Source organism: Candidatus Eisenbacteria bacterium, assembly GCA_005893305.1.
Classification (GTDB): Bacteria; Eisenbacteria; RBG-16-71-46; order SZUA-252; family SZUA-252; genus WS-9.
Genome location: VBOZ01000012.1, coordinates 30,907 through 56,114 on the forward strand (window position 1 = coordinate 30,907; position 25,208 = coordinate 56,114).

Below are 25,208 nucleotides of genomic sequence, written 5' to 3' on the forward strand. Positions count from 1 at the left end.
CCGCCCTCACCCCGCCTTCCCCAACCGCCGCGCGATCTCCCACCCGGCGGCGGCGCCCTGGCCGGCGGCGTTCGCGATCGAAGGCCAGCGGGGAGAGCAGACATCCCCGGCTGCGTAAACGCCCGCGGCGCTCGTGACGCCGCCCCAGCCGACCTGAATGTATCCGCCCCGATCGAGTCGGAGCTTCCCGCGCAACAGCTCGGTGCGGGGCTCCCACCCGACGCGGATGAATATCGCCTCGGCCTTCGCGACGCGCACCGTCCTCGACCCGCGCGTTAGGTACTCGACCGCTTCCACTCGATCGGCGCCGACGATCCGGCGAACGCGCGCGTTTCGGACGATCCGAATGCTCGGATCCTTCTTCGCTCGCGCCAGGAAGTCGGGCCGGGCGCGGAATCGGGAGGAGCGGTGCAGGAGGGTGACCTGGGAGCCGACCTCGGAGCAGAGGAGCGCGTCCTCGACTGCTGCCGTGCCGCCTCCCACCACGACCACCGGCCGCCCCGCGTAGGCGGTGCGGTCGCGGTTCGCCGAGTGGCTCACGCCGCGGCTCTCCAGCTCCCTCTCGCCCGGAACGCCGAGGGCCCGGCGCCTTAGCCCCGTGGCGATCAGGAGCGTCTTCGCCTGGTATCGCTCGCTCCCGCGCATCACGGTCTTCGTGCGGACGGCGATCCGGGTGATCGGCGAGCCCACGAGGATCGAGATCCCGGCGGTGCGCACGTCGTTCAGGAAGGCGGCGGCGAAGCGGTCGCTTTCCCATCCGATCCCCAGGAGATAGTTTTGGATGGGCGCGTGGATCTCGTGGAGCTGGCCGCCGGGCTGGAGCGCTTCCTCCACGATCAGGTACTCGACCCCGAAATCCCGGAGGAAGAGCGCCGCGGAGAGGCCGGCGACCCCGGCCCCGACGATCAGCGCCTCGACGCGTTTCCGTCGGGGCATAGGGTTCCCGCCACCTCCCAGAAGGTTTTTGGCTCGATCGGTCCGAGCCCGTGGCGCCGGCTGAGCTCGTCCAGGAAGCGCTTTCGATCGGTGAGCCGGTCCGGGGTAAGCGCGCTCAAGCCGTCGGAGTGGATTCGGATCGTCGTCGAGACGCCGCGCACCCGCTCGATCTTTCCGCCTCCGCGCGCTACGCGCAGCAGCCAGTCCCAGTCCTCGGAGTAGGCCATCTTGGGGTCGAAGAGTCCGAATCGCTCGAACGCGTCGCGCCGCGCCGCGAAGGAGCTGGGTGGGATGAACCCGTCGCGCCCGAACAACGCCAAGTCGAAGTCGACGGCGAGCAGCCTCTGACCGCCGCTCGCCTCCTCCACGATCCGCGCGTCGGAGTAGACGACCGACGCTTCCGGGTCGCGATCGAGCGCGTCGGCCAGCTGCTTCACGTGCCCGCGCTCCCAGAGATCGTCGTCGTCGAGAAACGCGATCGCATCGCCGCGCGCGCGCTCGATCCCTCGGTCGCGAGCCAGGGCGAGCCCCTCCGGCGGGTCGTCGCGCTCGACCAGGATGTAGGGAAACTCGAGCGTCGCGAGAAACCCTCGTGCCTCGTCATCGAGCGGTGTGCCGCCGTCCCGCACCAGGACCAGCTCCATCTCCAGATGACTCTGGGCCGCGACGGTCGCGAGCGCTTCGCGGAGAAACGCGGGACGGTTCCGCGTGGGAAGGACGACGGAGATCGAGGCCACGAATCAGCCGCGCTCGGCTCGGCGCGCTTCGGTGACGAACTGGACCCGCTGCTCGACCCCGCGCATCTCGGCGCAGAGGTGGCGCGAGCGAACCGTCACCTCCAGCGTCGCCGGCTCGAGGGCGCGCTCCAAGTGGTCGGCGATGGCCTGGGTCAGATTTTCCTGGATGCGCGGGATGCGGGCCAGGTCCCGCACGAGGCGCGCGATCGACGAGGGCCCCGCCACCTTGCTCCGCGGCGCGTAGCGCACCTGGGCTTCGCCGAAATAGGGAACGAGGTGGTGCGGGCAGAGGCCGTAGACCGGAATCTCCTCCAGCGCGACCGTCTCGCCGGGGTGCCCGCGGTATCGCGCGGTTTGAAGCGGGCGGATCTCTTCCCGCAGCCCGGCGGTCCGGTCCGCCAGAAATGCGGCGGCCAGCTCGGCGGTCTTCGTGTACTCAGGGTCGAGCCTCGGATCGATCCCGATCGACCGGAGGAACTGCTCGAGGGCCGCCACGTCGGGTCCGAGGCCGCGCGCCTGGGCGCCGTCGTGCGTCCCAGCGTCGCCCGGCGCGTGGCTCTCGGTGGCTCCGCCGTTGGTCCGTCCCGACCGACCCCGCTTCGGGCTCATAGGCCCAACGCCTTGGCCTCGCCCTGAAGCGCGGCCAGCACGAACGCGACGTGCTCTTCCAGCGGAACGCCCAGCTCGCTCGCGCCCTGCTCGATCTCGTCCCGATTCACCGAGCGCGCGAACCCCTTCGTCCGCATCTTTCGAAGCACCGAGTCGGGCGTGACCTCGGCCAGCGACTTGTTGGGTTGGACGAGCGCGGCCGCCGTGATCAGGCCGCAGAGCTCGTCGCTCGCGAAGAGGGCGCGGGCCATCGGCGTCTCGCGCGGCGTTCCCGAATAGGCCGCGTGGCCGAGGATCGCCTGGATCATCTCCTTGGGATATCCCCGCTCTTCGAGGATGCGGCATCCCACGAACGGGTGCTCTTCCCGGCTCGGATGCTTCTCGTAGTCGAAATCATGGAGAAGCCCGGTCACGCCCCAGAGCTCCTCATCCGCGCCCTGCTTCCGGGCGTAGGCGCGCATGGCGGCTTCCACCGCGTAGGCGTGCTTCCGGAGCCCAGGCCCCTCGGTATGCTCGTGGAGCAGGGCGAGCGCCGCGTCGCGGCTCAGGGAAGCGTTCTGGGATGGTTGCGGGTGGGGGGTCATGATAGCGCCGTCGAGGCGCTCGAAAATCATAGGCGCGTGCGCGCCGTGTGACAAGCGGGATCGCCCCGGCCGCCGCGGCGGCCGGGGGCGAGGCTAGAGCTTCTTCTTCGTGATGACGGTGGCGAGGAGCTGCGTGATCGTCTCGGTCCCGGTCACGAACTGGAGCGGAGGCGTCGCCGTCGTATCGAAGGTGACGCGCACTCCGATCCGCGCCGAATTGTGCACCATCGCCTGCGCGAGGGCGATCGAGGTGACCTCGGTGCTCACGTTGGTGACGTTGTTGGGCGTGAGGACGACCGGCAGGCTCGCGATCGGCGCCGTGGTGAACGGGTCGGTCGAGTCCGCCGACGCGATGTAGATCAGGAGTGCTCCCGAAGCGGTGCCGGTCTGGTTGGCGAAGGAGGCGCCGATCTTCAGGGTCGCGGACATGACCTCGGTCACGTCCTGGACACCCGGGAGAAGGTTGACGCTCTCGCTCGCGACGTCCAGCGTGTCGGCGGCGAAGCCGCCCGGGATCGAGTAGCTCTGCGACACGTCGCTGGGGCTCAGGAAGCTCAGCACGTCGACGGTCAAGATCAAGCTCCGGTCCCCGCACCCGCCCAGCAAGAGCGGGAGAACAAGAAGCCAAGCCGCCCGACGCCGCATTCCGGCCTCCTAGTACAGCGTGACGGAGGCGCAGAGCTCGACCGCCCGCGCCTCCTGCGTATTTCGTTGGTTGGTTCCCACCGCCGTGTCGAGGCCGATGCCGCCGAAGCGGAGCCCGGTCCCGCCGGTGAATTGCCAGCGATCGTTCGAGTCCCGGTACGTGCCGCCGCGAAGGGCGACCCGGCCGAGCCAGGTCTCCGCGCCCATGTGGATTCCGGTGAAGAGCTCGTTCCGCACGACGTCTGCCGCCAGCGTGGTCGGCCCCATCCGCTTGGCGAGGTTGAACGTCGCCGTGGACGGGATCCGGGACGAGAAGCCCGCGTTCTGGGCCACCTTCACGTTCGTGAACTGGTTGAGCGAATCGTCGTAGGTCAGCAGGTTTCGGGACGTTGACCAGTGGATCGTGCTTCCAACGTCTGTCACGCCGACGCCCAGCTCGAAATTTCTCCAGTAGAGGACGGTTCCGAGGTCGGCGCCCAAACCGTGCCCCATGCCTCCCTCGCCGCCGACCGCGGCGTGGCGCGTGAGGCCGGCCATGTCGACCGCGACGGGATTGCTGCTCCCGAAGAGCGTGTCGCCGGTCGTCACGCCCGCGTTCGAGATGATCTGACCATAGGCCAGTCCCATGAGGTACTTGGGAGCGGCGCCGACGTAGATCGCGGTCCCGCCGTTCCGGCGCGGATCGGCCGAAGCGCTCTCAGCGTGCGCCGCGTGAAAGGCCCGGACCGCGTATCCCACCTGATAGGCGAGCGCGGCCTGGGCGACCCCGTCATCCTTGATCCCGTATCGGGTATTTGACGTGAACGGCTCCGCATCGCGGAGCGCCCGGCGGAACTTGTCGCTCAGGCTGATCTCGTTCCGCACGTGGACGAGGGGGCTGAACTGCACGAAGAATGCCCCGAAGCTCTTTCCGATCCCAAAGAGGTGATAGACGCCGCCGAATTTCATCGACTCCTTGGGAATGGCCTTTCGTACGTCCGCGAGGTCGACCTGGAGCGAGTCCTTGGCGACGAAGATCGAGATGTCGCTGGAGACGTTGCCGGGGTCGCTCAACTTCAGCGTCATGGGCGGGTTCGCCACGAGGTCCAGGATCGAGAAGACGTTGAAGTCCGAGTCGTTGGGATCGAACGAAGGGTGGTCGCTCAGGTACTGGATGATCCCCAGCGGCAGCGGGATCGACCCCCACCCGGTCCCCTTGGGGACGGCCCGGAACGCCACATTGGCGGTCGTCGACGCGCCGTTGTCGCTGGTCGCGACCATGCCCATTCCCAGCCTGCGCGCATCCAATGTCTGGGCCCCGGCCGGGGAAGCCAGAATCGCTCCGAGAAGAATGCCTGCGAGTAGTCTCATCCGCTTGTATATCGGCGAGTTGGCGCCCCTCCTTGAGGCGCGGCGGAAGGGCCGGCCGAGGGGCTGGCAGGTGGCCGGCAGGCTCCCCTGGGAGCCGGCGGGTGTCCGAATTGACCCTCCAATGGCCCTATGGTACTGTTCTTCACTTGCTTGAAAACGCGGCAGTTAGACCCGCGCCGCAGCGCGCGGCGCCGCGACGGGGACGCGAGGTAACGCCCAGCCCGAAATGAGCCAGCCCGAACTACCGAAAAATTACGAGCCCACCCAGGTGGAGAAGCGTTGGTACAGCCACTGGGAGGAGCGGGGATATTTCCGCCCGAAGGACGGCCCGGAGCCGCCTTTCGTGATCATGATCCCGCCGCCCAACGTGACCGGAAACCTCCACTTCGGCCACGCCTTCGATCACACGATCCAGGATCTCCTGATCCGCTGGCAGCGGATGACCGGTGTGCCCACGCTCTGGCTCCCGGGCACCGATCACGCCGGGATCGCGACCCAGAACGTGGTCGAGAAGCGGCTGGCCGAGGAGGGAAAGTCCCGCCACGAGCTGGGGCGCGAAGCGTTCGTCGCCGAGGTCTGGAAGTGGAAGGAGCACTACCACGCCCGCATCACCGAGCAGATGCGGCGCCTGGGCGACTCGGTCGATTGGTCCCGCGAGCGCTTCACCATGGACGAGGGGCTCTCCCGCGCGGTGCGCGAGGTCTTCGTCCGCCTCTACCGGAAGGGGCTCGTCTATCGGGGCAACCGGATCATCAACTGGTGCCCGCGCTGCCTCACCGCGCTCTCCGACGAGGAGGTCAACCACGTCGAGACCGACGGCAAGCTCTACTACATCCAATATCCGATCAAGGATTCGAAGCGGAAGGTGACCGTGGCGACCACGCGGCCCGAGACGATGCTGGGCGACGTCGCGGTCGCGGTTCATCCCAAGGACAAGAGGTACGCGCCGCTCCACGGAAAGATGGCGATCCTCCCGTTCCTGCGCCGCGAGATCCCGATCATCCTGGACGACGCCGTCGATCCGAAATTCGGCACCGGCGCGGTCAAGGTGACCCCGGCCCACGATGCGAACGACTTCGAGATGGGGCAGCGCCATGGGCTCACGCCCATCACGGTGCTGGATCCGACCGCCGTCATGAACGAGAACGCGGGCGATTTTCGCGGCCTCACGCGCGAGGTGGCGCGGGAGCGGATCGTGGAAGCGCTTCAAGATCGCGGTCTCCTGAAGCGCGTCGAGCCGCACAAGCTCTCGGTGGGGCACTGCGACCGGTGCGACACGGTGGTGGAGCCCTATCTCTCGCTCCAGTGGTTCGTGAAGATGAAGCCCCTCGCCGAGCCCGCCTATCGCGCGGTCGAGATGGGGCAGCTGGTAATTCTGCCGAGGCGCTGGGAGAAGGTCTACCTCCGCTGGCTCGAAGGAATCCGCGACTGGTGCATCTCGCGCCAGCTCTGGTGGGGGCACCGGATCCCGGTGTGGACCTGCGGCAATTGTGGAGAGACGATCGTGGAAGTCGAGACGCCCGCGAAATGTCCCAAGTGCGGCGGCGCGTCCCTGTCCCAGGACGAGGACGTGCTCGACACGTGGTTCTCGTCGTGGCTTTGGCCCTTCTCGACTTTAGGCTGGCCCGAGCAGACCGAGGACGTGAAGCGCTTCTATCCTTCCAGCGTTCTCGTCACCGGGCCCGACATCATCTTCTTCTGGGTCGCGCGCATGGTGATGGCCGGCTTCGAGTTCATGGGGGCGACCCCCTTCAAGCAGGTCTACCTCCACGGGATCGTGCGCGACGCGCAGGGGCGGAAGCTCTCGAAGTCCCTCGGGAACTCCTCCGACGCGATCGAGCTGATGGACCGATCCGGCGCCGACTCCCTCCGGATGAGGATGGTGCTCCTCTCGCCGCAGGGGGCCGACATCCATGGCTTCTCGGACGATAAGGTCGACCTGGGCCGCCACTTCGCGAACAAGCTCTGGAACGCGTTCCGCTTGGTGCAGCCGTACCTCCAGGGCTACGAGCCCGACGAGTCGAAGGCCCGGCCGGTCCTGAACGACGCCGATCTCTGGATCCTGAGCACGGCCGCGTCGACCGTGCGGTCGGTGACGCGGAATCTCAAAACGTATCGGATAGGAGACGCGGCAAAGGATATCTACGATTTCACGTGGAAGGAGCTCTGCGATTGGTACCTGGAGATGGCGAAGCCGCGTCTCTACGCGGGAGCGGATAGTCCCGACGCGGCGGCGGTCCGGTACACGATCCATCACGTGTTCAGCACGGTGCTCCGCCTGCTCCACCCGTTCATGCCGTTCATCACCGAGGAGCTGTGGCACGCGCTGCCGGGGACGCAGGGGGACATCTGCGTGGCCGAGTGGCCGATCCCCCCTCGCGGCGCCGCGAGTACGTCGGCGGAGGCGAAGATCGCCCTGCTCAAGGAGGTCGTGGGCGCGGTGCGGAACGTCCGCTCCGAGATGAACATCTCACCCGCGCGAAAGGCTCCGATCCTGATCCGCGCGACCGGACACGACGCGGACATCCTCCGCGAGCAGCGGGACCTGATCGCCCTCTTGGGCCGCGGCGAGTCGCTCGAGGTGGGCCCCCAGGTGCAGAAGCCGGATGTCGCGGCCTCGGCCGTGGTCCGGAATCATGAGATCTTCCTACCCCTGATGGGGTTGATCGACGTGGACCTGGAGCTAAGGCGGCTCCAGAAGGAATACGACCGGGTTCTCAAGGAGTTCGACGTTTCGAGGCGGAAGCTTCAAAACGACGACTTCCTCGGCAAGGCCAAGACCGACGTGGTGGAGCGGGAACGGGAAAAATTCGAAACGCTCGGCACCACGAAGGAGAAGCTCGAGCGCAATCTGGAGGTACTGAAGCAATGAGGTGGAGACTCGGGATGGTCGCGTCGGTCGCGGCGGTCGCGGCGGTCGCGTCGGTCCTCCTGGGCGCCGCACACGCGGCGGGGGCGCAGCCTCGAGACACAGGGAAGCCCGCGGTCGCCTCGCCCGCGCCGGCCTCGGCCGCGGCGGGAGAGGGGCGCGAGGTCGCGGTCACCGTCTACAACGAGAACCTGGGCGTCGTGAAGGACCGCCGGCGCTTCTCGATCTCGAGCGGCCTCTCGGAGCTCCGCTTCGCCGACGTCGCCTCGCTGATCGAGCCGACGTCCGTCCACCTCCGCTCGCTCGGGAAATCCCCGCTCGAGATCCTGTGGCAGGACTACCGATTCGATCTCGTGAGCACCGACAAGCTCCTCGAGCGCTATGTCGACCAGCCGATCGAGGTATCAACCAAGGACGACCAGGTGAAGCGCGGGACGCTGCTCTCGTACGATCCCGTGTCGCTGGTCATTCAGGAAACCGGCGGGGGGCTCTCGCTCTTGAACCGCGCCGAGGTGCGCCAGGTCGGGCTCAAAGAGGTGCCGAAGGGCCTGATCACGCGGCCGACGCTTGTCTGGCGCCTCCGCTCGGGAGCGGGCGGCGACCAGCCGCTCGAGGTTTCCTACATGACGGGCGGCATGGGCTGGCACGCGGAGTACGTCGCGGTGGTCGACGACGCGGGATCGAGCCTGGACCTCCAAGGGTGGGCCTCGGTCGAGAACCGCTCGGGCGCGACGTTCGACGACGCCAAGATCAAGCTGGTGGCCGGCTCGATTCACCGCGCGGGGCCGGAGCGGCCGCCGCAGCCCCTCTTCGAGCGCGGCGTGGCGGTGGACATGATGGCGAAGATGGAGGAGCGCGGCTTTTTCGAGTACCACCTCTACGAGGTCCCGCTCCGCGCGGCGCTCGCAAACAACGAGGTGAAGCAGCTGGGGCTCCTCCAGGCGTCGGGAATCAAGTCGACCAAGAAGTACACCTACGACGCGCAGAAGGACCCGAAGCAGGTGATGGTCACGGTGGAGTTCGAGAACGAGGCCGCGTCCGGTCTGGGCATGCCGCTGCCCGCGGGGATCGTCCGGGTGTTCCAGCGCGACAAGGACGAATCGCTGGAGCTGGCGGGCGAGGACCGGATCGACCACACGCCCAAGAACGAGACCGTCCGCGTTTCCGTCGGCGGGGCGTTCGACATCACGGCGGAGCGGAAGCAGACCGACATGAAGCAGGTCACCCCGCGGATCGCGGAGACCGCGTTCAGCATCACCCTCAAGAATCACAAGGCGGAGGCGGCGGAGGTGACGGTGGTGGAGCACGCGTACGGCGACTGGGAGATCGTCGAATCGACCCTCCCGGCCAAGAAGAAGGACGCGACGACCTTCGAGTTCGTCGCGCGCTGCGCGCCCGAGAAACCGTTCACCATCACGTACAGACTCCGCACCCGGTCGTGAGCGCCGGCGGGCTGAGCGGCGGCGCCTCCCGCCCCGCGCCCGTGCGCTCGAGCACCCTCCTGACGCGGGAAGAGCCGGCCGCGCCGTTCCAGCTCCGTTCGCCCTACGAGCCGACCGGGGACCAGCCGCGGGCGATCGCCGAGCTGACCGAGGGGCTGAAGCGTGGGGACAAGTACCAGACGCTCCTCGGCGTGACCGGGTCGGGGAAGACCTTCACGATGGCGAACGTGATCGCGGCCGTGAACCGGCCGACGCTCGTCATCTCCCACAACAAGACGCTGGCGGCCCAGCTCTACGCCGAGTTCCGGGGCTATTTCCCGGAGAACGCGGTGGGCTACTTTGTCTCCTACTACGATTACTACCAGCCTGAGGCGTATGTCCCGCAGACGAACACGTACATCGAGAAGGACGCCTCGATCAACGACGACATCGACCGGCTGCGCCTGGCCGCGACCGGCGCGCTGCTCGAGCGGCGCGACGTGGTCATTGTCGCGAGCGTCTCGTGCATCTACGGCTTGGGCTCGCCCGAATCGTTCCGCCGCGAGATGCTCCTGATCCAAACCGGGGAAAAGGTGACGCGCGAGGAGATCCTGGCCCAGCTCGTCCACAACCAGTATTCCCGGGGAGACCTGGAGCTGAAGCGCGGCACGTTCCGCGCGCGGGGCGACGTGGTCGAGGTGCATCCGGCCTATGAGGAGACCGCGATCCGGATCGAGCTGAACGCCGACCATGTCGAGCGGATCGCCGTGATCGATCCGCTCACTGGCCGCACCATCCAGTCGATCGGCACGGCGGCGATCTATCCGGCCAAGCACTTCATCACGACGCCGGCGCGGCTCCAGGAAGGGCTCTACGCCATCCGGAGGGAGCTGGACGAGCGCGTGTCCCTCTTCGAGAAGGAGGGGAAGCTCCTCGAAGCGCAGCGGATCAAGATGCGCACGGAATACGACCTGGAGATGCTTCGGGAGATCGGGTATTGCCCCGGGATCGAGAACTACTCCCGCCCGCTCTCGGGCCGCGCGGCGGGCGAGCGGCCTCACTGCCTCATCGACTACTTCCCGGACGACTTCCTTCTCATCATCGACGAATCGCACGTCACGATTCCCCAGATCGGCGGCATGTACGAGGGCGACCGCTCCCGGAAGCAGACGCTGGTCGATCACGGCTTTCGCCTCCCGTCGGCGCTCGACAACCGCCCCTTGAGATTTGACGAGTTCGAGTCGCTCACGGGCCAGACGGTCTACGTCTCGGCGACGCCGGCCGAGTTCGAGCTGAAGAAGGCGAGGGGCGTCGTGGTGGAGCAGATCATCCGTCCCACGGGGCTGATCGACCCCAAGCTCACGATCCGCCCGACGAAGGGGCAGATCGACGACCTCCTGGAGGAGATCCGGAAGCGCGTCGACGTGGGAGAGCGGGTCCTGGTCACGACCTTGACCAAGCGGATGGCCGAGGACCTCACCGACTATCTGTTCCAGGCCGGGGTCCGCGTCCGGTACATCCACTCGGACATCGAGACGATCGAGCGGGTCGAGATCCTCCGCGCCCTCCGCCTCAAGAAGGTCGACGTGCTGGTCGGGATCAACCTCCTGCGCGAGGGCCTCGATCTGCCCGAGGTTTCCCTCGTCGCGATCTTGGACGCGGACAAGGAGGGATTCCTCCGCTCCGAGACCTCGTTGATCCAGACGGCGGGGCGCGCGGCGCGCCACGTGCGGGGGGAGGTGCTTCTCTACGCCGACCAGGTGACGGGAGCGATGCGGCGGGCCATCGAGGAGATGAACCGGCGGCGCGACGCCCAGCTCCGCTACAACGCCGAGCACGGCATCACGCCCCAGACGATCCTCAAGTCGGTCGAGGAGATCATGCGCTCCACCTCGGTGGCCGACGCGGCCACCGCGATCGCCGCGGAGGAGATTCTGCCGAGCGCCGCGCTCGATCTCGATCAGGATGCGCTCATGGAGCTGCTGGAGCGGGAAATGCTCGCCGCCGCGGCCCGTGAGGACTTCGAGGTGGCGGCGGTCTTCCGGGACCGGTTGGACGAAATCCGCCTCTCGACGAGAAAGGAACCCGGCCATGCGCCTCGAAGCGATCGCCCTGCCCCTGGTCCGCCTCGCGCTGACGGAGGACCTCGGGGGAGGGGACGCGACAACCGACGCGGTCGTTGACGAAAGCGCCGCCGGGCGCGCCCACATCGAGGCGAAGCAGGAAGGGGTCCTCGCGGGCACCGAGGTGGCCGCGCTCGCGTTTCGGGAGCTGGACCCTGCGGCGAAGGTGGAGTGGCTGATCGCGGAAGGGGGCGCGCTCTTGAAGGGCGCGCGCGTGGCGACGATCGCGGCGAAGGCGCGCGCGATCCTGAGCGCCGAGCGGGTCGCGCTCAACTTCCTCCAGCATCTCTCCGGCATCGCCACGCTCGCCCGGGCCTACGTGAAGGCGGTGGAGGGGACCGGCGTGAGGATCCTCGACACGCGGAAGACGACCCCGGGACTTCGATTCCTCGAGAAGCACGCCGCGCTCGCCGGCGGGGCGGGGAACCACCGATTCGGGCTCTTCGACGCGGTCATGATCAAGGAGAACCACATTCGGGCATCGGGAGGAATGAAGCAGGCGGTCGAGCGCGCGCGAAAGACGGCGGACGGGCTCCAGATCATCGTGGAGGCGAGGACCCCGGAAGAGGCGCTGGACGCCGCGGAGCTGAAACCGGACCGGATCCTGCTCGACAATTTCACGCCGAGCGCGCTCGTCACGGTCTTGAGGCGGCTGCGCGGCGGGCCCGAGATCGAGGTGTCGGGCGGGATCCGGCTCGCGAACGTCCGCGACTTTGCCGTTCCCGGCGTGAGCTATATCTCGGTCGGGGCGATCACCCATTCGGCCCCCGCGCTGGACCTCTCACTCGTGATGGACGATATGAAGGCGGGGAAATGATCGGGCGCGTGCCGGTGGAGCGACACTCGTCGATCGGCTCCACCAACGACGAAGCGTTCCGGCGCGCGGACGAGGGCGCCCCGGAAGGGCTCGTCGTGGTGGCGCGGGTCCAGACCGCGGGACGCGGCCGTCAGGGACGCTCCTGGTGGGACGCGCCGGGTGCCTCGCTCCTCTTCTCGGTGCTGCTCCGACCCTCGATCCCTCTCGCCCAGTGCCCGCTTCTCGCGCTCGCGCTCGCCTGTTCCGTGGCGGACGCGGGAACCGAGGCGACCGGGGCAACACTCGGGATCAAGTGGCCAAACGACGTGCTCCACGACGGACGAAAGCTCTGCGGCGTCCTGGCCGAGTCCCGGGTTTCGGGAGCCTCGTCGACCAAGCGCCCGGCCGTCGTGATCGGGGCCGGCGTGAACGTGAATCAAACGGCGGAAGATTTCCCCGCCGAGCTTCGTGGGAGCGCTACCTCCCTCCGGATCGCGGGCGGCGGGAACCCCCTACGCCCGGACGACCTTCTTCCGGCGATTCTCGTCCAGCTCGAACGCTATGCCGCGCTCGCCGCCTCGGGCGACGGCGCGGGGCTCTGGCGCGAGGTGGCGGGCCGGCTGCCGAAGCCGGGCTCCGAGGTGACGGTCGTGAGCGGGGGCCGCCGGATCGAGGGCGTCGTCGAGGGAATCACCGAGAGCGGAGCGCTCTGGCTTCGGGAGCCCGGCCGCGCCGAGGCGACCGTGGTCTCGGCCGGGGAGCTGGCGTGAAGTGCCCTTCCTGCGGCCACCTCGAGGACAAGGTGATCGACTCCCGTTCCGCAAAGGAGGGGCAGGCGATCCGCCGCCGCCGCGAGTGTCTCCAGTGCCGCAGGCGATTCACGACCTATGAGACGGTCGAGACGACCCCGCTCCTCGTGATCAAGAAGGACGGCAGGCGCGAGTCGTTCAGCCGCGAGAAGATCCTGAACGGGCTCCTGCGCGCCTGCGAGAAGCGGCCGATCGCCGCCGAGCGGCTCCACTCGATCGTCGACGGGCTGGAGGCGGATCTCCTCCGCCAGGGCCTGGACGAGGTCAAGTCGAGCGAGATCGGCGAGCGCGTGATGGAGGCCCTCCACGAGCTGGACGAGGTGGCGTACGTCCGGTTCGCCTCGGTCTACCGCCACTTCAAGGATCTGAACCAGTTCCTGGAAGAGCTGCGGTCCCTTCTCAAGTGATCCCGCCCTCGGAGGCCACAGCGGCCGCAAGCGACACGCCGATGTCGTTCCTCGACCATCTCGAGGAGCTGCGGCGCTCGATCATCCGCGCGTTCTTCGTCGCGATCGTGCTCGTGGCGGCGGCCTGGTTCTTCTCGGACCGCCTTCTCGAGGCGCTCATCACGCTCCTGGTGCCCGGGCAGCGGGTGCTGGCGCTGGCGCCGGCGGAGGCATTCTCGGCGCGCATCAACGTGGCGATCTGGACCGGCGGCCTCCTCGCGGTCCCGTATCTGATGTACGAGGTGTGGCGCTTCGTCGCCCCGGGCCTGAAGCGCCGGGAGCGGCGCTTCGCCGTGCCGTGGATGGTCGCGTCGTCGGTCCTCCTCTACAGCGGCATCGCGTTCGCCCTCCAGCTCCTCCTCCCGGTGCTGATGGGGATGCTCGCTTCCTACGCGACGCCGCACGTCGAGGCGCGCACGTCCCTGACCGCGCTCCTCTCCTTCGCGATCCAGCTCGCGGCCGGGTGCGGCCTCCTCTTCCAGCTGCCCCTGGTGCTCTGCCTTCTGGTCTGGTTCGGCATCGTGTCGCCCGGGACGCTCGCGCGCGCTTGGCGGCACGCGGTCTTCTTCATCGCGCTGGGCGCCGCGATCATCACGCCCGGGGACGGGCCCTCGATGCTCGTGCTCGCCGCGCCGCTCGTGGTGCTCTATTTTCTGAGCGTCCTGGTGGCGACGGCCCTCTGGAAGATTCGCGGCCACGGACGGGCCAAGGACGCGGAGGGTACCTAGATGCTTCTGGCGATCGATATCGGGAACACCGAGGTCACGATGGGTCTCTTCGACGGGACCGACCTCCGCCGGTCGTTCCGCGTTTCGAGCGAGACGCGGCGGACGGCGGACGAGGTCGAGCTGCTCCTCCGGCAAGCGTTCCCCGAGCTGGGGGACCGGAAATCGCGCGCGATCGCAAGAGCGGGGGCCCAGGGCATGGCTCCACTCCGCGAAGACGCCCAGGGTCACGCCGCCATCGTGGGCTCGGTCGTGCCCGCCCAGACGCCGATCTACCTCGATGCGGCGAAGCGGATGACCTTGGGTGAGCCGCTCCTCGTGACCGCCGCGACGACGGCGCGCGTGAAGATCGAGTACCGGGACCCCGAGTCGGCGGGGGCGGACCGGATCGCGAACGCTGCCGCCATCGTGGTCGACTTCGGGACCGCGACCACGTTCGACGTGCTCTTGAAGGGGCGACGCTACCGGGGCGGCGTGATCGCGCCCGGCATCCTGACCGGCGCCGAGCACTTGGTCCGGCGCGCCGCCCGGCTGAGCGCCTTCGAGCTCAAGCCCCCGCGCCGCGTCGTGGGCCGGAATACCGAGGAGAGCCTCCAGTCCGGCGTCTTCTACGGGGCGGTCGGCCAGGTTGACGCTATCGTCCGGCGGATCGCGGCCGAGGAGAAGATCCAGCCCAAGGTGATCGCCACCGGCGGTCTGGCGGCGGCGATCGCGGCCCACTCGGAGACGATTCAAGAAGTCGATCCCGACCTGACCCTGCACGGACTTCGCCTGATCCATCACCGCCACGGGCCGCGCCATGGGCAGAGCCACGGGCGGGGCCACGGGCCGCGCAAGCCCAAGCCGCGGCGCCAATAAGGGGAAGCCCCCGCTCCAAAATGCCTAGTTGCGCGTCCCGTTCGATTCGGCTACATTTGGGCTCTTAGCACTCTCAAGCTTTCAGTGCCAAACGCGGCGCCGTCCGGCCCCGCATTTCGGAAACGTCAAGAGGGGGAGCAATTCCATGGCAAAGCAGTTGCTGTTTAATTCCGCGGCGCGCGACGCGTTGCTGCGGGGCGTCGACAAGCTCGCGAACACCGTCCGGGTGACGCTCGGACCCAAGGGTCGAAACGTCGTTCTGGACAAGAAATTCGGCGCTCCGACGATCACGAACGACGGCGTCACGATCGCGAAGGAGATCGAGCTTCAGGATCCCTACGAGAACATGGGCGCGCAGATGGCCAAGGAAGTCGCGACGAAGACGCAGGATGTCTCGGGCGACGGAACGACCACTGCGACCGTGCTGACGCAGGCGATTCTGCATCTGGGTCTCCGCCACGTCGCCTCCGGCGCCAATCCCATGTTCCTGAAGCGTGGCATCGATCGCGCCGTGCAGGCCGTGACGGCCGAGCTCAAGAAGATGTCGAAGCCGATCAAGACCCCCGCCGAGATCGCGCAGGTCGCGACCATCTCCGCGAACAACGACCCGGAGACCGGGAAGCTGATCGCGGATGCCATGGACAAGGTGGGGAAGGACGGCGTCATCACGGTCGAGGAGGCGAAGAGCCTCGACACGTCGCTCGAGGTCGTCGAGGGTCTTCAGTTCGACCGGGGCTACCTGTCGCCCTATTTCGTGACGGATCCCGAGCGGATGGAGGCGGTGCTCGAGGACGCGGTGATTTTGATCCACGACAAGAAGATCGCGTCGATCAAGGACATCCTGCCGATCCTCGAGAAGGTGTCGCAGACCGGTAAACCCCTGCTCATCATCGCCGAGGACATCGAGGGCGAGGCCCTGGCGACCCTCGTCGTGAACAAGCTGCGCGGAATTCTCGCGACGTGCGCGGTCAAGGCGCCCGGCTTCGGGGATCGCCGCCGCGCCATGCTCGAGGACATCGCGATCGTGACGGGCGGGCGTCTCATCACCGAGGAAGTCGGGTTCAAGCTCGAGAACGTCGTGCTGGGCGATCTCGGCAAGGCCAAGCGCATCGTGGTCGACAAGGACAATGCGACCATCGTGGAGGGCGCGGGCAAGAAGACGGAGATCAAGGCCCGCGTCGACCAGCTCAAGAAGGAGATCGAGGACTCGACCTCCGACTACGACAAGGAAAAGCTCCAGGAGCGCCTGGCCAAGCTCGCCGGGGGTGTCGCGGTGATTCACGTCGGCGCGGCGACCGAGATCGAGCTGAAGGAGAAGAAGGCGCGTGTCGAGGACGCCCTCGCGGCGACGAAGTCGGCCGTCGAGGAGGGGATCGTGCCGGGCGGCGGTGTCGCGCTGCTCCGGGCGCAGGCCGCGCTGGCCAAGCTCGAAGCGAGCGGCGACGAGAAGTCGGGAATCGACATCATCTCGACAGCGCTGGAATCGCCCGCCAGGACGATCGCGTACAACGCGGGCGCCGAGGGATCGATTGTCGTCGAGAAGATCCGGGCCCAGAAGGGCTCGGTCGGATACAACGCGGCGACCGGGGAGTACGAGGATCTGGTCGTGGCGGGGATCGTCGATCCGACCAAGGTGGCGCGCTCCGCGCTCCAGCACGCCTCGAGCATTGCCTCGCTCCTGCTCACGACCGAGGCGATCGTGACGGATATCCCGGAGGAGGAGAAGGCTCCGCCGGGGATGCCGGGCGGCGGGATGGAGTAGCAGCCGATCCCGGCCGGCTGAATTCTGGGAATATTTGGGGGCTGCCGGGGCGTATTACCCGACAGCCCCTTCAGTTTTTCGGGCTTCGTGCCGATCCAAATGTCACGGCCCGCGCCGCTTTCGGCCTCTAGGGAATGCCTTGGTCCGATCCGACCACGGCCGTATCCTCGGGCGCCGGAACAGATACGACACCAAGGAGAATGAGTTGAGCTTCGAGACGCTGGCCGTCACCCCGCAAGAGCTGGTGCTGCGCAAGAGCGCGCCGATTGCCCCGTATACCACGCTCGGCATCGGCGGTCCCGCGGACGTTCTGACCGAGGTCTACACCGAGAAGGCGCTGCAGCAGGTCGTGAGCGAGGCGGTCCGGACCGGGACCAAGTGGCTCCTGATCGGCGGCGGCTCGAACCTCCTCGTCGGCGACACCGGATTCCGCGGGGTCGTGATCGTGAACAAGATCGAGCACATGAACGTGAAGGGGACGCGCATCGTGGCCGGCGCCGGAGCCGATCTGGGCGAGCTGGTCGAGGCGGCCCGCGAACATTCGCTCTCCGGCCTCGAATTCGCGATCGACATTCCCGGCACCGTCGGCGGCGCCGTGCGCGGCAACGCCGGCGCCTTCGGGCGCGCGGTGGGCGACATCATCACCCGCATCCGGGTCCTCGAGGGAACGAAGCTCGTCGACCGGACTCCGGCCGAGCTGGGCTTCGCGTATCGCCACAGCAAGCTCAAGGAGAACTCCGATATCGTGGTGGAAGCCGAGTTCGTGCTCAAGCAAGGCGACCGCGCCGAGATGGATCGCATCATGGGGCAGCACGCCGCGCAGCGCGCCCGGCGCCAGGAAAAGGGGCTACACACCGCCGGGTGCTTCTTCAAGAACCCGGTGCTCCCCGACGGAACCAAGATCGCCGCGGGGCAACTCTTAGAGGCGGCCGGCGCGAAGGAGATTCGCGACGGCGGGGCAGGGGTACACACCTACCACGCCAACTACATCGTGAATAAGGGCGGCGCCACCGCCCACGAAATCCTCCGCGTCGCGAAGGAGATGAAGCGACGCGTCGAGGAGGCGAACGGCATCACGCTCGAGGAAGAGGTGATGGTGGTCGTCGATCCCCCGAGCGCGGGAGCCGTCTAGCACTCCGCACGTCCGCCCGCGGCCCCTGGATCACCCTCGGCCGAGACACATCAAGGCAGCCCGCATCCGTTCCTCCAACGTGACGCCATGAAGGTTCGCTGCAATCGCCGCTGCGCGACGTGCCTGGTCGGCTCGGCATCCGAGGTTTTGTAATCCAGCCAACACGTCGCGGACCTGCCCCCGGGCAGCGCACTCCTTCTCCAACGCTGCACGCTCCCTGGCATCGGTCCCTTCCAACATGCCCCGGGGCATGTTGAGCGCGGCCCGCGCCCGTGCTTCCGCCACGTTCCGCGCCCGTGATTCCGCTACGTTCCGCGCCCGTGATTCCGCCGCCGCGAGTCGCGCCTCATGACGCTTCTGGCTCATGAACCCCGCCCCGAACATGCGCTCCGCCTCGTACTGATTGTGCGCGCGGCAGCGGAGCCGCATCCCCTCTACCGTGGCCCGTCCCCCTCGCGCCACCGGGTCGATATGATCGAACTCGAGCAATCGCCGCGACTCGCAGCGGTGGCCCGCCGCACCGACGAAGGTGCATTGGCCCTGGTCCCGCTCCCAGACGGCACGCCGGACCTGCGCCGGGATGTAGCGGTCGCGGGCGGGCGCTCCCCGCCGGGAAGGAACCCGCTGCCTCGAGTGCTGGCGCGTTCCGGCTGCGGGGAGTGCAGTCGGTTCGGGGGCGGTCAGCTTCGGCCGCCGGCGAGTGCCGGCCCCGACCTTTCGTTTCTCGAGGTCAACGATCAGGGCATCGAGTGCCCGGTCGAGCACCTGAGCGACATCCCTCGACGGAACGGCATGGCTGAGCAAGTCCTGGGCGTAGCGGAGCTTGTCCCGCGTGCTCTTCCCGATCGTGAGCTTGAGAAAGAAACTCTCGGCCGTAGCGGAGACCTCCGCGTGCGAATCGCCAACATGCCCCAGGGCATGTGCGGGGTCGACGCCGCCGCCAGCCGTGAAAGCGTCACCATCAACATGCCCCGGGGCATGTTGATGTAGGACATCTCCTACATGCGCTGGCACACACTCGGGGACGACGACCGGGATGGCACCCACCATCGCCGGCAGTCCCAGCTTCGGGAAGAGGCGGGCCAGCAGTTCCTCGATCTCGGCCTTCCGCCGATGGGTCGCCGCCTCCATCAGCCATTCGGCGCTCTCCACCGTTAGATGCGGAGCCAAGAGGCATACCGCGGCCAGGTGTAGCCGCCCGTCAGCCAGCGCGTCGAACAAGGCCGGGAACTGCCGAGCGGCCCGGGCCGCCTGGATCCGCTTCGAGGCCGCGTCCTCGGACAAGCGCAGCTCCCCGACACAGTAGGCATGCATGGAGGGGTAGCCTGCCGGCGCGTACAGCCGCCGTGCATCGACCTCGGCGATATGGGCGAGGACCACGGCCGTGGTCACGCGATCGTGGGCGATGAGCGCCGCCAGATCGCTAAGGAGAACGGTGTCGCTGAGATGGGTCAACGAGAAGTCGCGCATGAGAACACCTGCTCACGGGGCATCTCCTTCAAACTGCCTGGATCACAAACCAGGCTTTGATGGGGGTGCTCGTTTTATATCACGACACATTTCGTCGGCCGCAGAGGCTCGCAGCGCACGCGTGGGAGGGCAGGGAGTCTTTTGCGATTCCGGGTTCAGAATCGCTCTCGCTGTGACACGCACGGGGATGTGCCGGTGCCTCCGGTTGGGGCCGCGGAAGTTCGGTGATGTGACCTCCAAAACCCGTCAACAAAATTCTTCGTGTCCTGCTGAAGAATTTAGAAAATTCCTCGTCCTCTTCTCGAATCCACGACGTTCGGGTAGGATCCCGGCTCCATGAGGAGCGAGCGGGACTACGTCCTCGGCACCCATGACGAAGAGATCGAGCGCCTCGCACTCCAGAATCGCGTCTGGCGTCCGCGGACCCTCGACGCTTGGCGTCGTGCCGGGTTCACGGTCGGGCAGACACTGATCGACATCGGATGCGGTCCGGGGTACGCGTCGATCGATCTCGCGGAGATCGTCGGCCGCTCGGGCAAGATCGTCGCGATCGACCGGTCGCGGAGATTTCTGGACGCCCTCGAGTCGTCCCGCGAGCGGCTCTCGCTTCCTCAGATCGAGCCGCACGAGCTGGACCTGGACGAATCGCCGCTGCCTCAAATTCAAGCCGACGGAGCCTGGTCGCGCTGGGTCTTCGCGTTCGTCAAACGGCCGCGCGAGCTTCTGGAGCGCGTCGCCAAGCGGCTGAAGCCCGGGGCCCCCTGGGTGCTCTACGAGTACTTCCAGTATTCGACCTGGCAATTCGCGCCCCGCTCTCCCGTGATGGACGAGTTCGTCCGCGCCGTGATGGAGAGCTGGCGGGCCGCGGGAGGCGAGCCGGACATCGGCCTCGATCTGCCCCGTTGGCTCGAAGAGGTGGGGTTCGAGCTCAGGCAGCTCCGTCCCATCATCGACGTGGTCACGCCGAAGAGCTACGCGTGGGAGTGGCCGAAAGCCTTCGAGCAGGTGGGGCTGGATCGGCTGATCGACCTGGGCGCAGTAACCAAGGAGCGCGCCCGGACCATGGCGCAGGAATTCGCCGCGCGGAGCGCTGACCCGAACTCCCTCGTGATCGCGCCAGCCGTCCTCGAGATCATCGCCGTTCGGCGCTGAGGCAGGCGAATCGCAGCGCGCCATCAGGCGCTGAGGGGCGCCTCATAAGCCTAGCCACCCGCCCCTTGAAAGCGCCCACCCGCCTCGCCCCTTGAAAGCGCCCCCGCCCACCCCGCCCCTTGACGCCCGTTCGTCCGCCCCGTTAACGTCGGGGGCTATGGCGGAGATAGAACCCAGCAAGCGGCTTCAGGTCCTGCCGCGATACCTCTTTGCGGAGCTGGAGCGAAAGCGCCGAGACGCGGAGTCCGCGGGACGCGAGGTCTTCGATCTGTCGATCGGGGACCCCGACCTTCCTACGCCCCAGCCGATCCTCGATCAGCTCGCGGTGGCGGCCGTCGCGCCCCAGAATCACCGGTATCCGACCAGCGCGGGACTCCTCGAGGTGCGGTCGCGCATCGCGCAGTGGTTTCAGAAGCGCTACGGCGTATCGGTCGACCCGGCACGGGAGGTCGCGATCCTGATCGGGTCGAAGGAGGGGATCGGACATTTTCCGCTCGCGATCTTGAATCCCGGCGATGAGGCCTTGGTGCCCGATCCGGGCTATCCGGTCTACACGGCGGGGACCGTGTTCGCGGGAGCGACCCCGGTGCGCTTCCCGCTCCAGGAGGAGCAGGGATTCGTGCCCAAGATCTCGGACCTGGACCGGCTCGTGACCGACAAGACCCGCCTCGTGTTCGTGAACTATCCGAACAATCCCACCGGCGCGACCGCCCCGCTCGAGTTCTACAGTCTTCTCACGGATTGGGCGGTGCGGCGTGGGCTCCTGATCGTCAGCGACGCGGCGTACTCCGATCTCTATTACGACGACGCGCCGCATTCCATCTTCGAGATCGCGGCCGCGCGCCCGCATTCGATCGAGTTTCACTCCTTCTCCAAGACCTTCAACATGACCGGATGGCGCATCGGCTTCGTCGTGGGCGCGGCCCCGCTCGTCGAGGCGTTGGTCCGCCTCAAGGCGAACGTCGACTCGGGCGCGCCGCAGGCGATCCAGCTCGCTGCCTCGTGGGGGCTCTCGGCGCTCCCAACCCATGGTCCCGCGCTCCGCGCGGTCTACAAGGAGCGGCGCGATCTCGCGCTTCAGGCGCTCCGCCGGATGGGTTGCCAAATACGCACGCCGGGCGGCGCGTTCTACCTCTGGGGGCGCGTTCCCGCCGGCGAGTCGTCGATGGACTTCGCGTCCCGGGTCTTCGAGCAGACCGGCGTGCTCTTGACGCCTGGCATCGGCTTCGGGAGCGCGGGCGAAGGTTATTTCCGGATCGCGCTCACCTGCCCGGTCGAGAGCTTCGAGCGGGCCCTCGCGAAGCTCGAGGCGCTCCAGCCCTGGAAGGCGCCCCATGCCTCCGCGTCGCCGGCCGCGCGCTAAGGCGGGCCGCGTGGTCCGCGCCGCCCCCACCGCCCGCACCGCGCGCGCCGTTCGCGCCGCTCGCGTCGCGGGGCGAGCTGCATACGACTGGCTCCGGCTGATGGGAGTGCAGGCATACGGCCACCTTGGAGTGACGTCCAAGGAGCGCGATCTGGGCCAGCGGGTCGAGGTCGACATCGAGATCGCCTACGAGGCGTCCGCGCGTCGCCGCCCCGATTCGCTCGAATCGTTCGTGGACTACGAGGACCTGGGAAAGCTCGTGCGGGCCCGGATCGAGATGTCGCGTTGCAAGCTCATCGAGACGTTGGCCGAGGAGGTCGCGCTCGCGCTACTCAAAGAGTTCCAGACGCCGCGCGTCCGGGTCCGCCTCCGGAAACTTCATATTCCGGTGGCCGGATTCAGCGGCATTCCCGAAGTGGAGATCGAGAGGGCACGGGCGTGACGCGGGTGTTCGTCGGCATCGGATCGAACCTGGGCGACCGGGAGTACCTCATCCGGAAGGCCGTCGGGGAGCTTCGCGCGCTGCCCGTGACCGCGCTTGTCCGGGTCTCGTCGCTATACGACACCGACCCGGTCGGCGAGATCGAGCAGCCGCCCTTCCTGAACGCGGTCGCCTGGCTCGAGACCGAGCTCGAAGCGCGGGCCCTCCTCTGGCAGCTCCTCCTGATCGAGCAGCGGATGGGGCGCGTCCGCGCGCAGCGCTGGGGCCCACGGTCGATCGACCTCGACCTTCTCTTCTTTGGAGACACGTCGCTCGACGAGCCCGACCTCAAGCTTCCGCACCCCGAGGCGCACCGCCGTGCGTTCGTGCTGTATCCGCTCCAGGAGCTGGATCCCGATTTCCTGCACCCCCTGACGCGCGAGCACATCCGCAAACTGATACGCCGGCTCGACCCCACTCCCTCCGTCCGCAAGGGCGGCCGTTTCTGGTACTGAGGCGGAACGCGTGACCTCGGCGCTCGGCCGCTACATCGCGATCGAAGGGGTGATCGGGGTGGGGAAGACCTCGCTCGCCAAGCTCCTGGCCGAGCGCTTCCACGCGCGGCTCGTTCTGGAAGAGCCAGAGGCGAATCCGTTCCTTCCGGATTTCTACAAGGATCCCCGGCGCTACGCGTTCCAGACGCAGATGTTCTTCCTCGTCAGCCGCTACAAGGATCTGCGCGAGCGAGTTCACCCCGATCTCTTTCACGAAGGAATCGTGGCGGACTATCTCTTCCAGAAGGATCGCATTTTCGCGAACCTGAACCTGAACGATCGGGAGCTGACGCTCTATAACGCGATCGCGCCGCAGCTCGAGGCCGAGGTCCCGACGCCCGACCTGGTCGTCTATCTCCAGGCGAGCCCCGAGGTCATCGCTCAGCGGGTGCAACAACGGGGGCGCCAGTACGAGCGGCTGATGGATCCGAAGTACACGGCGACGCTCACGGAAGCGTACAATTACTTCTTCTTCCACTATCGCGAGGCACCGCTTCTGGTGGTCAGCACCGACGAGATGAACTTCGTCGACCGCCGCTCGGACCTCGAGGATCTCATCCACCGGGTCGAGCAGCATCGCGAGGGGGTCGCCTACGTGAATCCAGGCGCGCGGGCGGGGGAGGGGCGTTGACGCCTCGGACGCCCGATTCCAGCCAGGGCCCCGCCGGCGCCCGCGACGCAGGCGCCCGCCCCGCCGGAGCCCGGGACGCAGGCGCCCGCGACGCCCGCCCCAAGGTGACCGTGCGTACCTTCCGCGAGATGAAGCAGCGGGGGGAGAAGATCACCTCGGTCACGGCGTACGACTACCCGACGGCGCGGCTCGCCGACGAAGCGTCGATCGACCTCATCCTCGTCGGCGACTCGCTCGGGATGGTGGTCCTCGGATACGACACCACGATCCCGGTCACCATGGCCGAGATGATGCACCACCTCCGCGCCGTGGTCCGCGCCCAGCCTCGCGCCCTCGTCGTGGCCGATCTTCCGTTCGCTTCCTTCCAGGCGGGTCCAGAGGACGCCGTCCGGAACAGCGCTCGCTTCATCAAGCGCGGGTCCGAGGCGGTGAAGCTGGAGGGCGGGAAGCGCGTGCTGCCCCAGGTCGAGGCGATCCTCGCGGCCGACATCCCCGTCCTCGGGCATCTCGGCCTCACGCCTCAGTCGGTCCATCGCTTCGGCGGGTATCGGGTCCAGGCGCGCGGCCGCGAAGCGGGCGCGGCGCTCCTCGAGGACGCGCTCGCGCTCGAGCGCGCCGGCTGCTTCGCGATCGTGCTCGAGGGAATCCCGCTCGAGCTGGGCGCCGAGGTGACCCGCGCGCTCCAGATCCCGACCATCGGGATCGGCGCCGGCGCCGACTGCGACGGCCAGGTGCTGGTCCTCCACGACCTGATCGGGCTCTCCTTCTCAAAGCCCGCCAAATTCGTCCGCCGCTACGCCGACGTGGCGGGGACGATTCGCGGCGCGCTCACGACGTTTCGAGAGGACGTGCGGGCCGGACGCTACCCGGCGGCCGCGGAGAGCTACGCCGCCGCCCCGGAAGCAGCCTCTCCCGAGAAAGATCCTTGCGCCTCGTGAGCCGCCCCGCGGCGATGCGCGAGCTTTCCCGCCGCGCGCGCAGGAGCGGCGAGTCGATCGGCTTCGTCCCCACGATGGGCGCGCTCCACGCGGGACACCTCTCGCTGATGCGCCGCGCCCGCCGCGAGAACCGCAGGCTCGCCGTGAGCGTCTTCGTGAACCCGCTTCAATTCGGCCCCCACGAGGACTTCGCCCGCTACCCGCGGAACGAATTACAAGACTTGCGCCTCTCCCGCGAGGAAGGGTGCGATTGGCTCTTCATGCCGTCCCCGCGGGGCATCTATCCTCCCGGGTTCGCGACGCGCGTCGTGCCCGGGCCGATCGGGGACCAGTGGGAGGGGGCTGCACGGCCGGGGCATTTCGGCGGCGTGCTCACCGTCGTGCTCAAGCTGCTCGAGATGGTCGAGCCGGACACGATCTACCTGGGTCAGAAGGACGCCCAGCAGGCGGCCCTCGTGACGCAGATGGTGCGCGACCTCGATCTCCCGGTGCGCGTCGTGGTCTGTCCCACGGTGCGGGAGCGGGATGGGCTGGCGCTCTCCTCTCGAAACGTATTCCTGACCGCCTCGGAGCGGGAGCGGGCCCGCGGCATCGTCGTCGCGCTCCGCGCGGGAAAGCAGGTCGCGCGGGCGGGGCGCCGTGACGCGGCCGCGATCGTGGCGGAGACGCGCCGTGCGCTGGTGCGCGAAGCGGCGCCCGACCGGATCGATTACGTCGGGGTCGTCGATCCCAAGAGCTTCGAGCCGCTCCCGCGCCTCACCCGTCGCGGGCTCCTGATCGCCGCGGTCCGGATCGGCAAGACGAGGTTGATCGACAACATGCCGATCGTGGCGCCCGGCGGGGGCCGCTGAGATGGCCGCGCCGCGGGGAGACCGCT

The 25,208-nt window shown here is 67.9% G+C and carries 24 protein-coding genes and 1 pseudogene; 18 read left to right on the forward strand and 7 right to left on the reverse strand.

Annotated elements, in window-relative coordinates:
* Window positions 1–6 precede the first annotated feature (6 nt).
* The 6 genes from E6K79_04435 to E6K79_04460 form a co-directional block, all read right to left on the reverse strand.
* Window positions 7–936 carry an NAD(P)/FAD-dependent oxidoreductase gene (locus tag E6K79_04435; protein TMQ65583.1) on the reverse strand — a complete coding sequence of 310 codons (930 nt, stop codon included), beginning with the start codon at window positions 934–936 and terminating at the stop codon, window positions 7–9.
* A complete protein-coding gene (locus tag E6K79_04440; GenBank protein ID TMQ65584.1) occupies window positions 906–1,673 on the reverse strand; it encodes a glycosyltransferase in 768 nt (255 codons plus the stop codon). The genes E6K79_04435 and E6K79_04440 overlap by 31 nt, the downstream gene beginning before the upstream one ends.
* 3 nt (window positions 1,674–1,676) lie before the next feature.
* Complete coding sequence (locus E6K79_04445; protein TMQ65585.1) at window positions 1,677–2,282, reverse strand: hypothetical protein; 606 nt, start codon at window positions 2,280–2,282, stop codon at window positions 1,677–1,679.
* Window positions 2,279–2,866, reverse strand: coding sequence for an HDIG domain-containing protein (locus E6K79_04450; protein TMQ65586.1), 588 nt, complete (start codon window positions 2,864–2,866; stop codon window positions 2,279–2,281). Before E6K79_04450 ends, E6K79_04445 begins: the two co-directional genes overlap by 4 nt.
* A gap of 93 nt (window positions 2,867–2,959) precedes the next feature.
* Window positions 2,960–3,511 carry a hypothetical protein gene (locus E6K79_04455; GenBank protein ID TMQ65587.1) on the reverse strand — a complete coding sequence of 184 codons (552 nt, stop codon included), beginning with the start codon at window positions 3,509–3,511 and terminating at the stop codon, window positions 2,960–2,962.
* Between the two features lie 9 nt (window positions 3,512–3,520).
* The gene (locus E6K79_04460; protein ID TMQ65588.1) at window positions 3,521–4,861 is read right to left on the reverse strand and encodes a hypothetical protein; all 1,341 of its coding nucleotides are present in this window, start codon (window positions 4,859–4,861) and stop codon (window positions 3,521–3,523) included.
* Window positions 4,862–5,087: 226 nt separating this feature from the next.
* Between E6K79_04460 and E6K79_04465 the strand changes: the two genes are divergently transcribed.
* From E6K79_04465 to murB, 10 genes are all read left to right on the forward strand, one after another.
* The gene (locus E6K79_04465; GenBank protein ID TMQ65589.1) at window positions 5,088–7,733 is read left to right on the forward strand and encodes a valine--tRNA ligase; all 2,646 of its coding nucleotides are present in this window, start codon (window positions 5,088–5,090) and stop codon (window positions 7,731–7,733) included.
* Complete coding sequence (locus E6K79_04470) at window positions 7,730–9,172, forward strand: DUF4139 domain-containing protein (GenBank protein ID TMQ65590.1); 1,443 nt, start codon at window positions 7,730–7,732, stop codon at window positions 9,170–9,172. Before E6K79_04465 ends, E6K79_04470 begins: the two co-directional genes overlap by 4 nt.
* A 59-nt stretch (window positions 9,173–9,231) precedes the next feature.
* The gene (gene uvrB, locus E6K79_04475; GenBank protein ID TMQ65648.1) at window positions 9,232–11,334 is read left to right on the forward strand and encodes an excinuclease ABC subunit UvrB; all 2,103 of its coding nucleotides are present in this window, start codon (window positions 9,232–9,234) and stop codon (window positions 11,332–11,334) included.
* The gene (gene nadC, locus E6K79_04480) at window positions 11,243–12,091 is read left to right on the forward strand and encodes a carboxylating nicotinate-nucleotide diphosphorylase (protein ID TMQ65591.1); all 849 of its coding nucleotides are present in this window, start codon (window positions 11,243–11,245) and stop codon (window positions 12,089–12,091) included. The genes uvrB and nadC overlap by 92 nt, the downstream gene beginning before the upstream one ends.
* Window positions 12,088–12,840, forward strand: a complete 753-nt coding sequence (locus tag E6K79_04485; protein ID TMQ65592.1) for a biotin--[acetyl-CoA-carboxylase] ligase — start codon at window positions 12,088–12,090, stop codon at window positions 12,838–12,840. The genes nadC and E6K79_04485 overlap by 4 nt, the downstream gene beginning before the upstream one ends.
* A complete protein-coding gene (nrdR, locus tag E6K79_04490) occupies window positions 12,837–13,286 on the forward strand; it encodes a transcriptional repressor NrdR (protein ID TMQ65593.1) in 450 nt (149 codons plus the stop codon). The genes E6K79_04485 and nrdR overlap by 4 nt, the downstream gene beginning before the upstream one ends.
* Window positions 13,283–14,053, forward strand: coding sequence for a twin-arginine translocase subunit TatC (gene tatC / locus E6K79_04495; protein TMQ65594.1), 771 nt, complete (start codon window positions 13,283–13,285; stop codon window positions 14,051–14,053). Before nrdR ends, tatC begins: the two co-directional genes overlap by 4 nt.
* Window positions 14,054–14,908 carry a type III pantothenate kinase gene (locus tag E6K79_04500; protein TMQ65595.1) on the forward strand — a complete coding sequence of 285 codons (855 nt, stop codon included), beginning with the start codon at window positions 14,054–14,056 and terminating at the stop codon, window positions 14,906–14,908.
* A 145-nt stretch (window positions 14,909–15,053) separates the two neighbouring features.
* On the forward strand, window positions 15,054–16,670 hold the full coding sequence (gene groL / locus E6K79_04505; GenBank protein ID TMQ65596.1) for a chaperonin GroEL: 1,617 nt from the start codon (window positions 15,054–15,056) through the stop codon (window positions 16,668–16,670).
* Window positions 16,615–17,802, forward strand: coding sequence for a UDP-N-acetylmuramate dehydrogenase (gene murB, locus E6K79_04510; GenBank protein ID TMQ65597.1), 1,188 nt, complete (start codon window positions 16,615–16,617; stop codon window positions 17,800–17,802). Before groL ends, murB begins: the two co-directional genes overlap by 56 nt.
* Window positions 17,803–17,832: 30 nt before the next feature.
* Here murB and E6K79_04515 read toward each other — a convergent pair whose 3' ends face one another.
* Window positions 17,833–19,272 (reverse strand): HNH endonuclease, encoded by a 1,440-nt coding sequence (locus E6K79_04515; GenBank protein TMQ65598.1) that lies wholly within the window; start codon window positions 19,270–19,272, stop codon window positions 17,833–17,835.
* 336 nt (window positions 19,273–19,608) lie between these two features.
* On the opposite strand from E6K79_04515, the gene E6K79_04520 reads away from it, so the two are divergent.
* The 8 genes and pseudogenes from E6K79_04520 to E6K79_04555 all read left to right on the forward strand — a co-directional run bounded on the left by E6K79_04520 (window position 19,609) and on the right by E6K79_04555 (window position 25,182).
* Window positions 19,609–20,424: a methyltransferase domain-containing protein gene (locus E6K79_04520; GenBank protein ID TMQ65599.1), complete on the forward strand. Its 816-nt coding sequence runs from the start codon at window positions 19,609–19,611 to the stop codon at window positions 20,422–20,424.
* A 157-nt stretch (window positions 20,425–20,581) separates the two neighbouring features.
* A complete protein-coding gene (locus tag E6K79_04525; protein TMQ65600.1) occupies window positions 20,582–21,787 on the forward strand; it encodes an aminotransferase class I/II-fold pyridoxal phosphate-dependent enzyme in 1,206 nt (401 codons plus the stop codon).
* Window positions 21,759–22,229: a dihydroneopterin aldolase gene (folB, locus tag E6K79_04530; GenBank protein TMQ65601.1), complete on the forward strand. Its 471-nt coding sequence runs from the start codon at window positions 21,759–21,761 to the stop codon at window positions 22,227–22,229. Before E6K79_04525 ends, folB begins: the two co-directional genes overlap by 29 nt.
* Entirely contained in the window at window positions 22,226–22,723 is a 498-nt protein-coding gene (gene folK, locus E6K79_04535; GenBank protein ID TMQ65602.1) for a 2-amino-4-hydroxy-6-hydroxymethyldihydropteridine diphosphokinase, read from the forward strand. The genes folB and folK overlap by 4 nt, the downstream gene beginning before the upstream one ends.
* A 10-nt stretch (window positions 22,724–22,733) precedes the next feature.
* Window positions 22,734–23,393 carry a deoxynucleoside kinase gene (locus E6K79_04540; GenBank protein ID TMQ65603.1) on the forward strand — a complete coding sequence of 220 codons (660 nt, stop codon included), beginning with the start codon at window positions 22,734–22,736 and terminating at the stop codon, window positions 23,391–23,393.
* Window positions 23,394–23,405: 12 nt separating this feature from the next.
* Window positions 23,406–23,501 (forward strand): annotated as a pseudogene (locus tag E6K79_04545) (dynamin).
* A gap of 20 nt (window positions 23,502–23,521) precedes the next feature.
* Window positions 23,522–24,331, forward strand: coding sequence for a 3-methyl-2-oxobutanoate hydroxymethyltransferase (panB, locus tag E6K79_04550; GenBank protein ID TMQ65649.1), 810 nt, complete (start codon window positions 23,522–23,524; stop codon window positions 24,329–24,331).
* On the forward strand, window positions 24,319–25,182 hold the full coding sequence (locus tag E6K79_04555; protein ID TMQ65604.1) for a pantoate--beta-alanine ligase: 864 nt from the start codon (window positions 24,319–24,321) through the stop codon (window positions 25,180–25,182). Before panB ends, E6K79_04555 begins: the two co-directional genes overlap by 13 nt.
* Window positions 25,183–25,208: the final 26 nt, after the last annotated feature.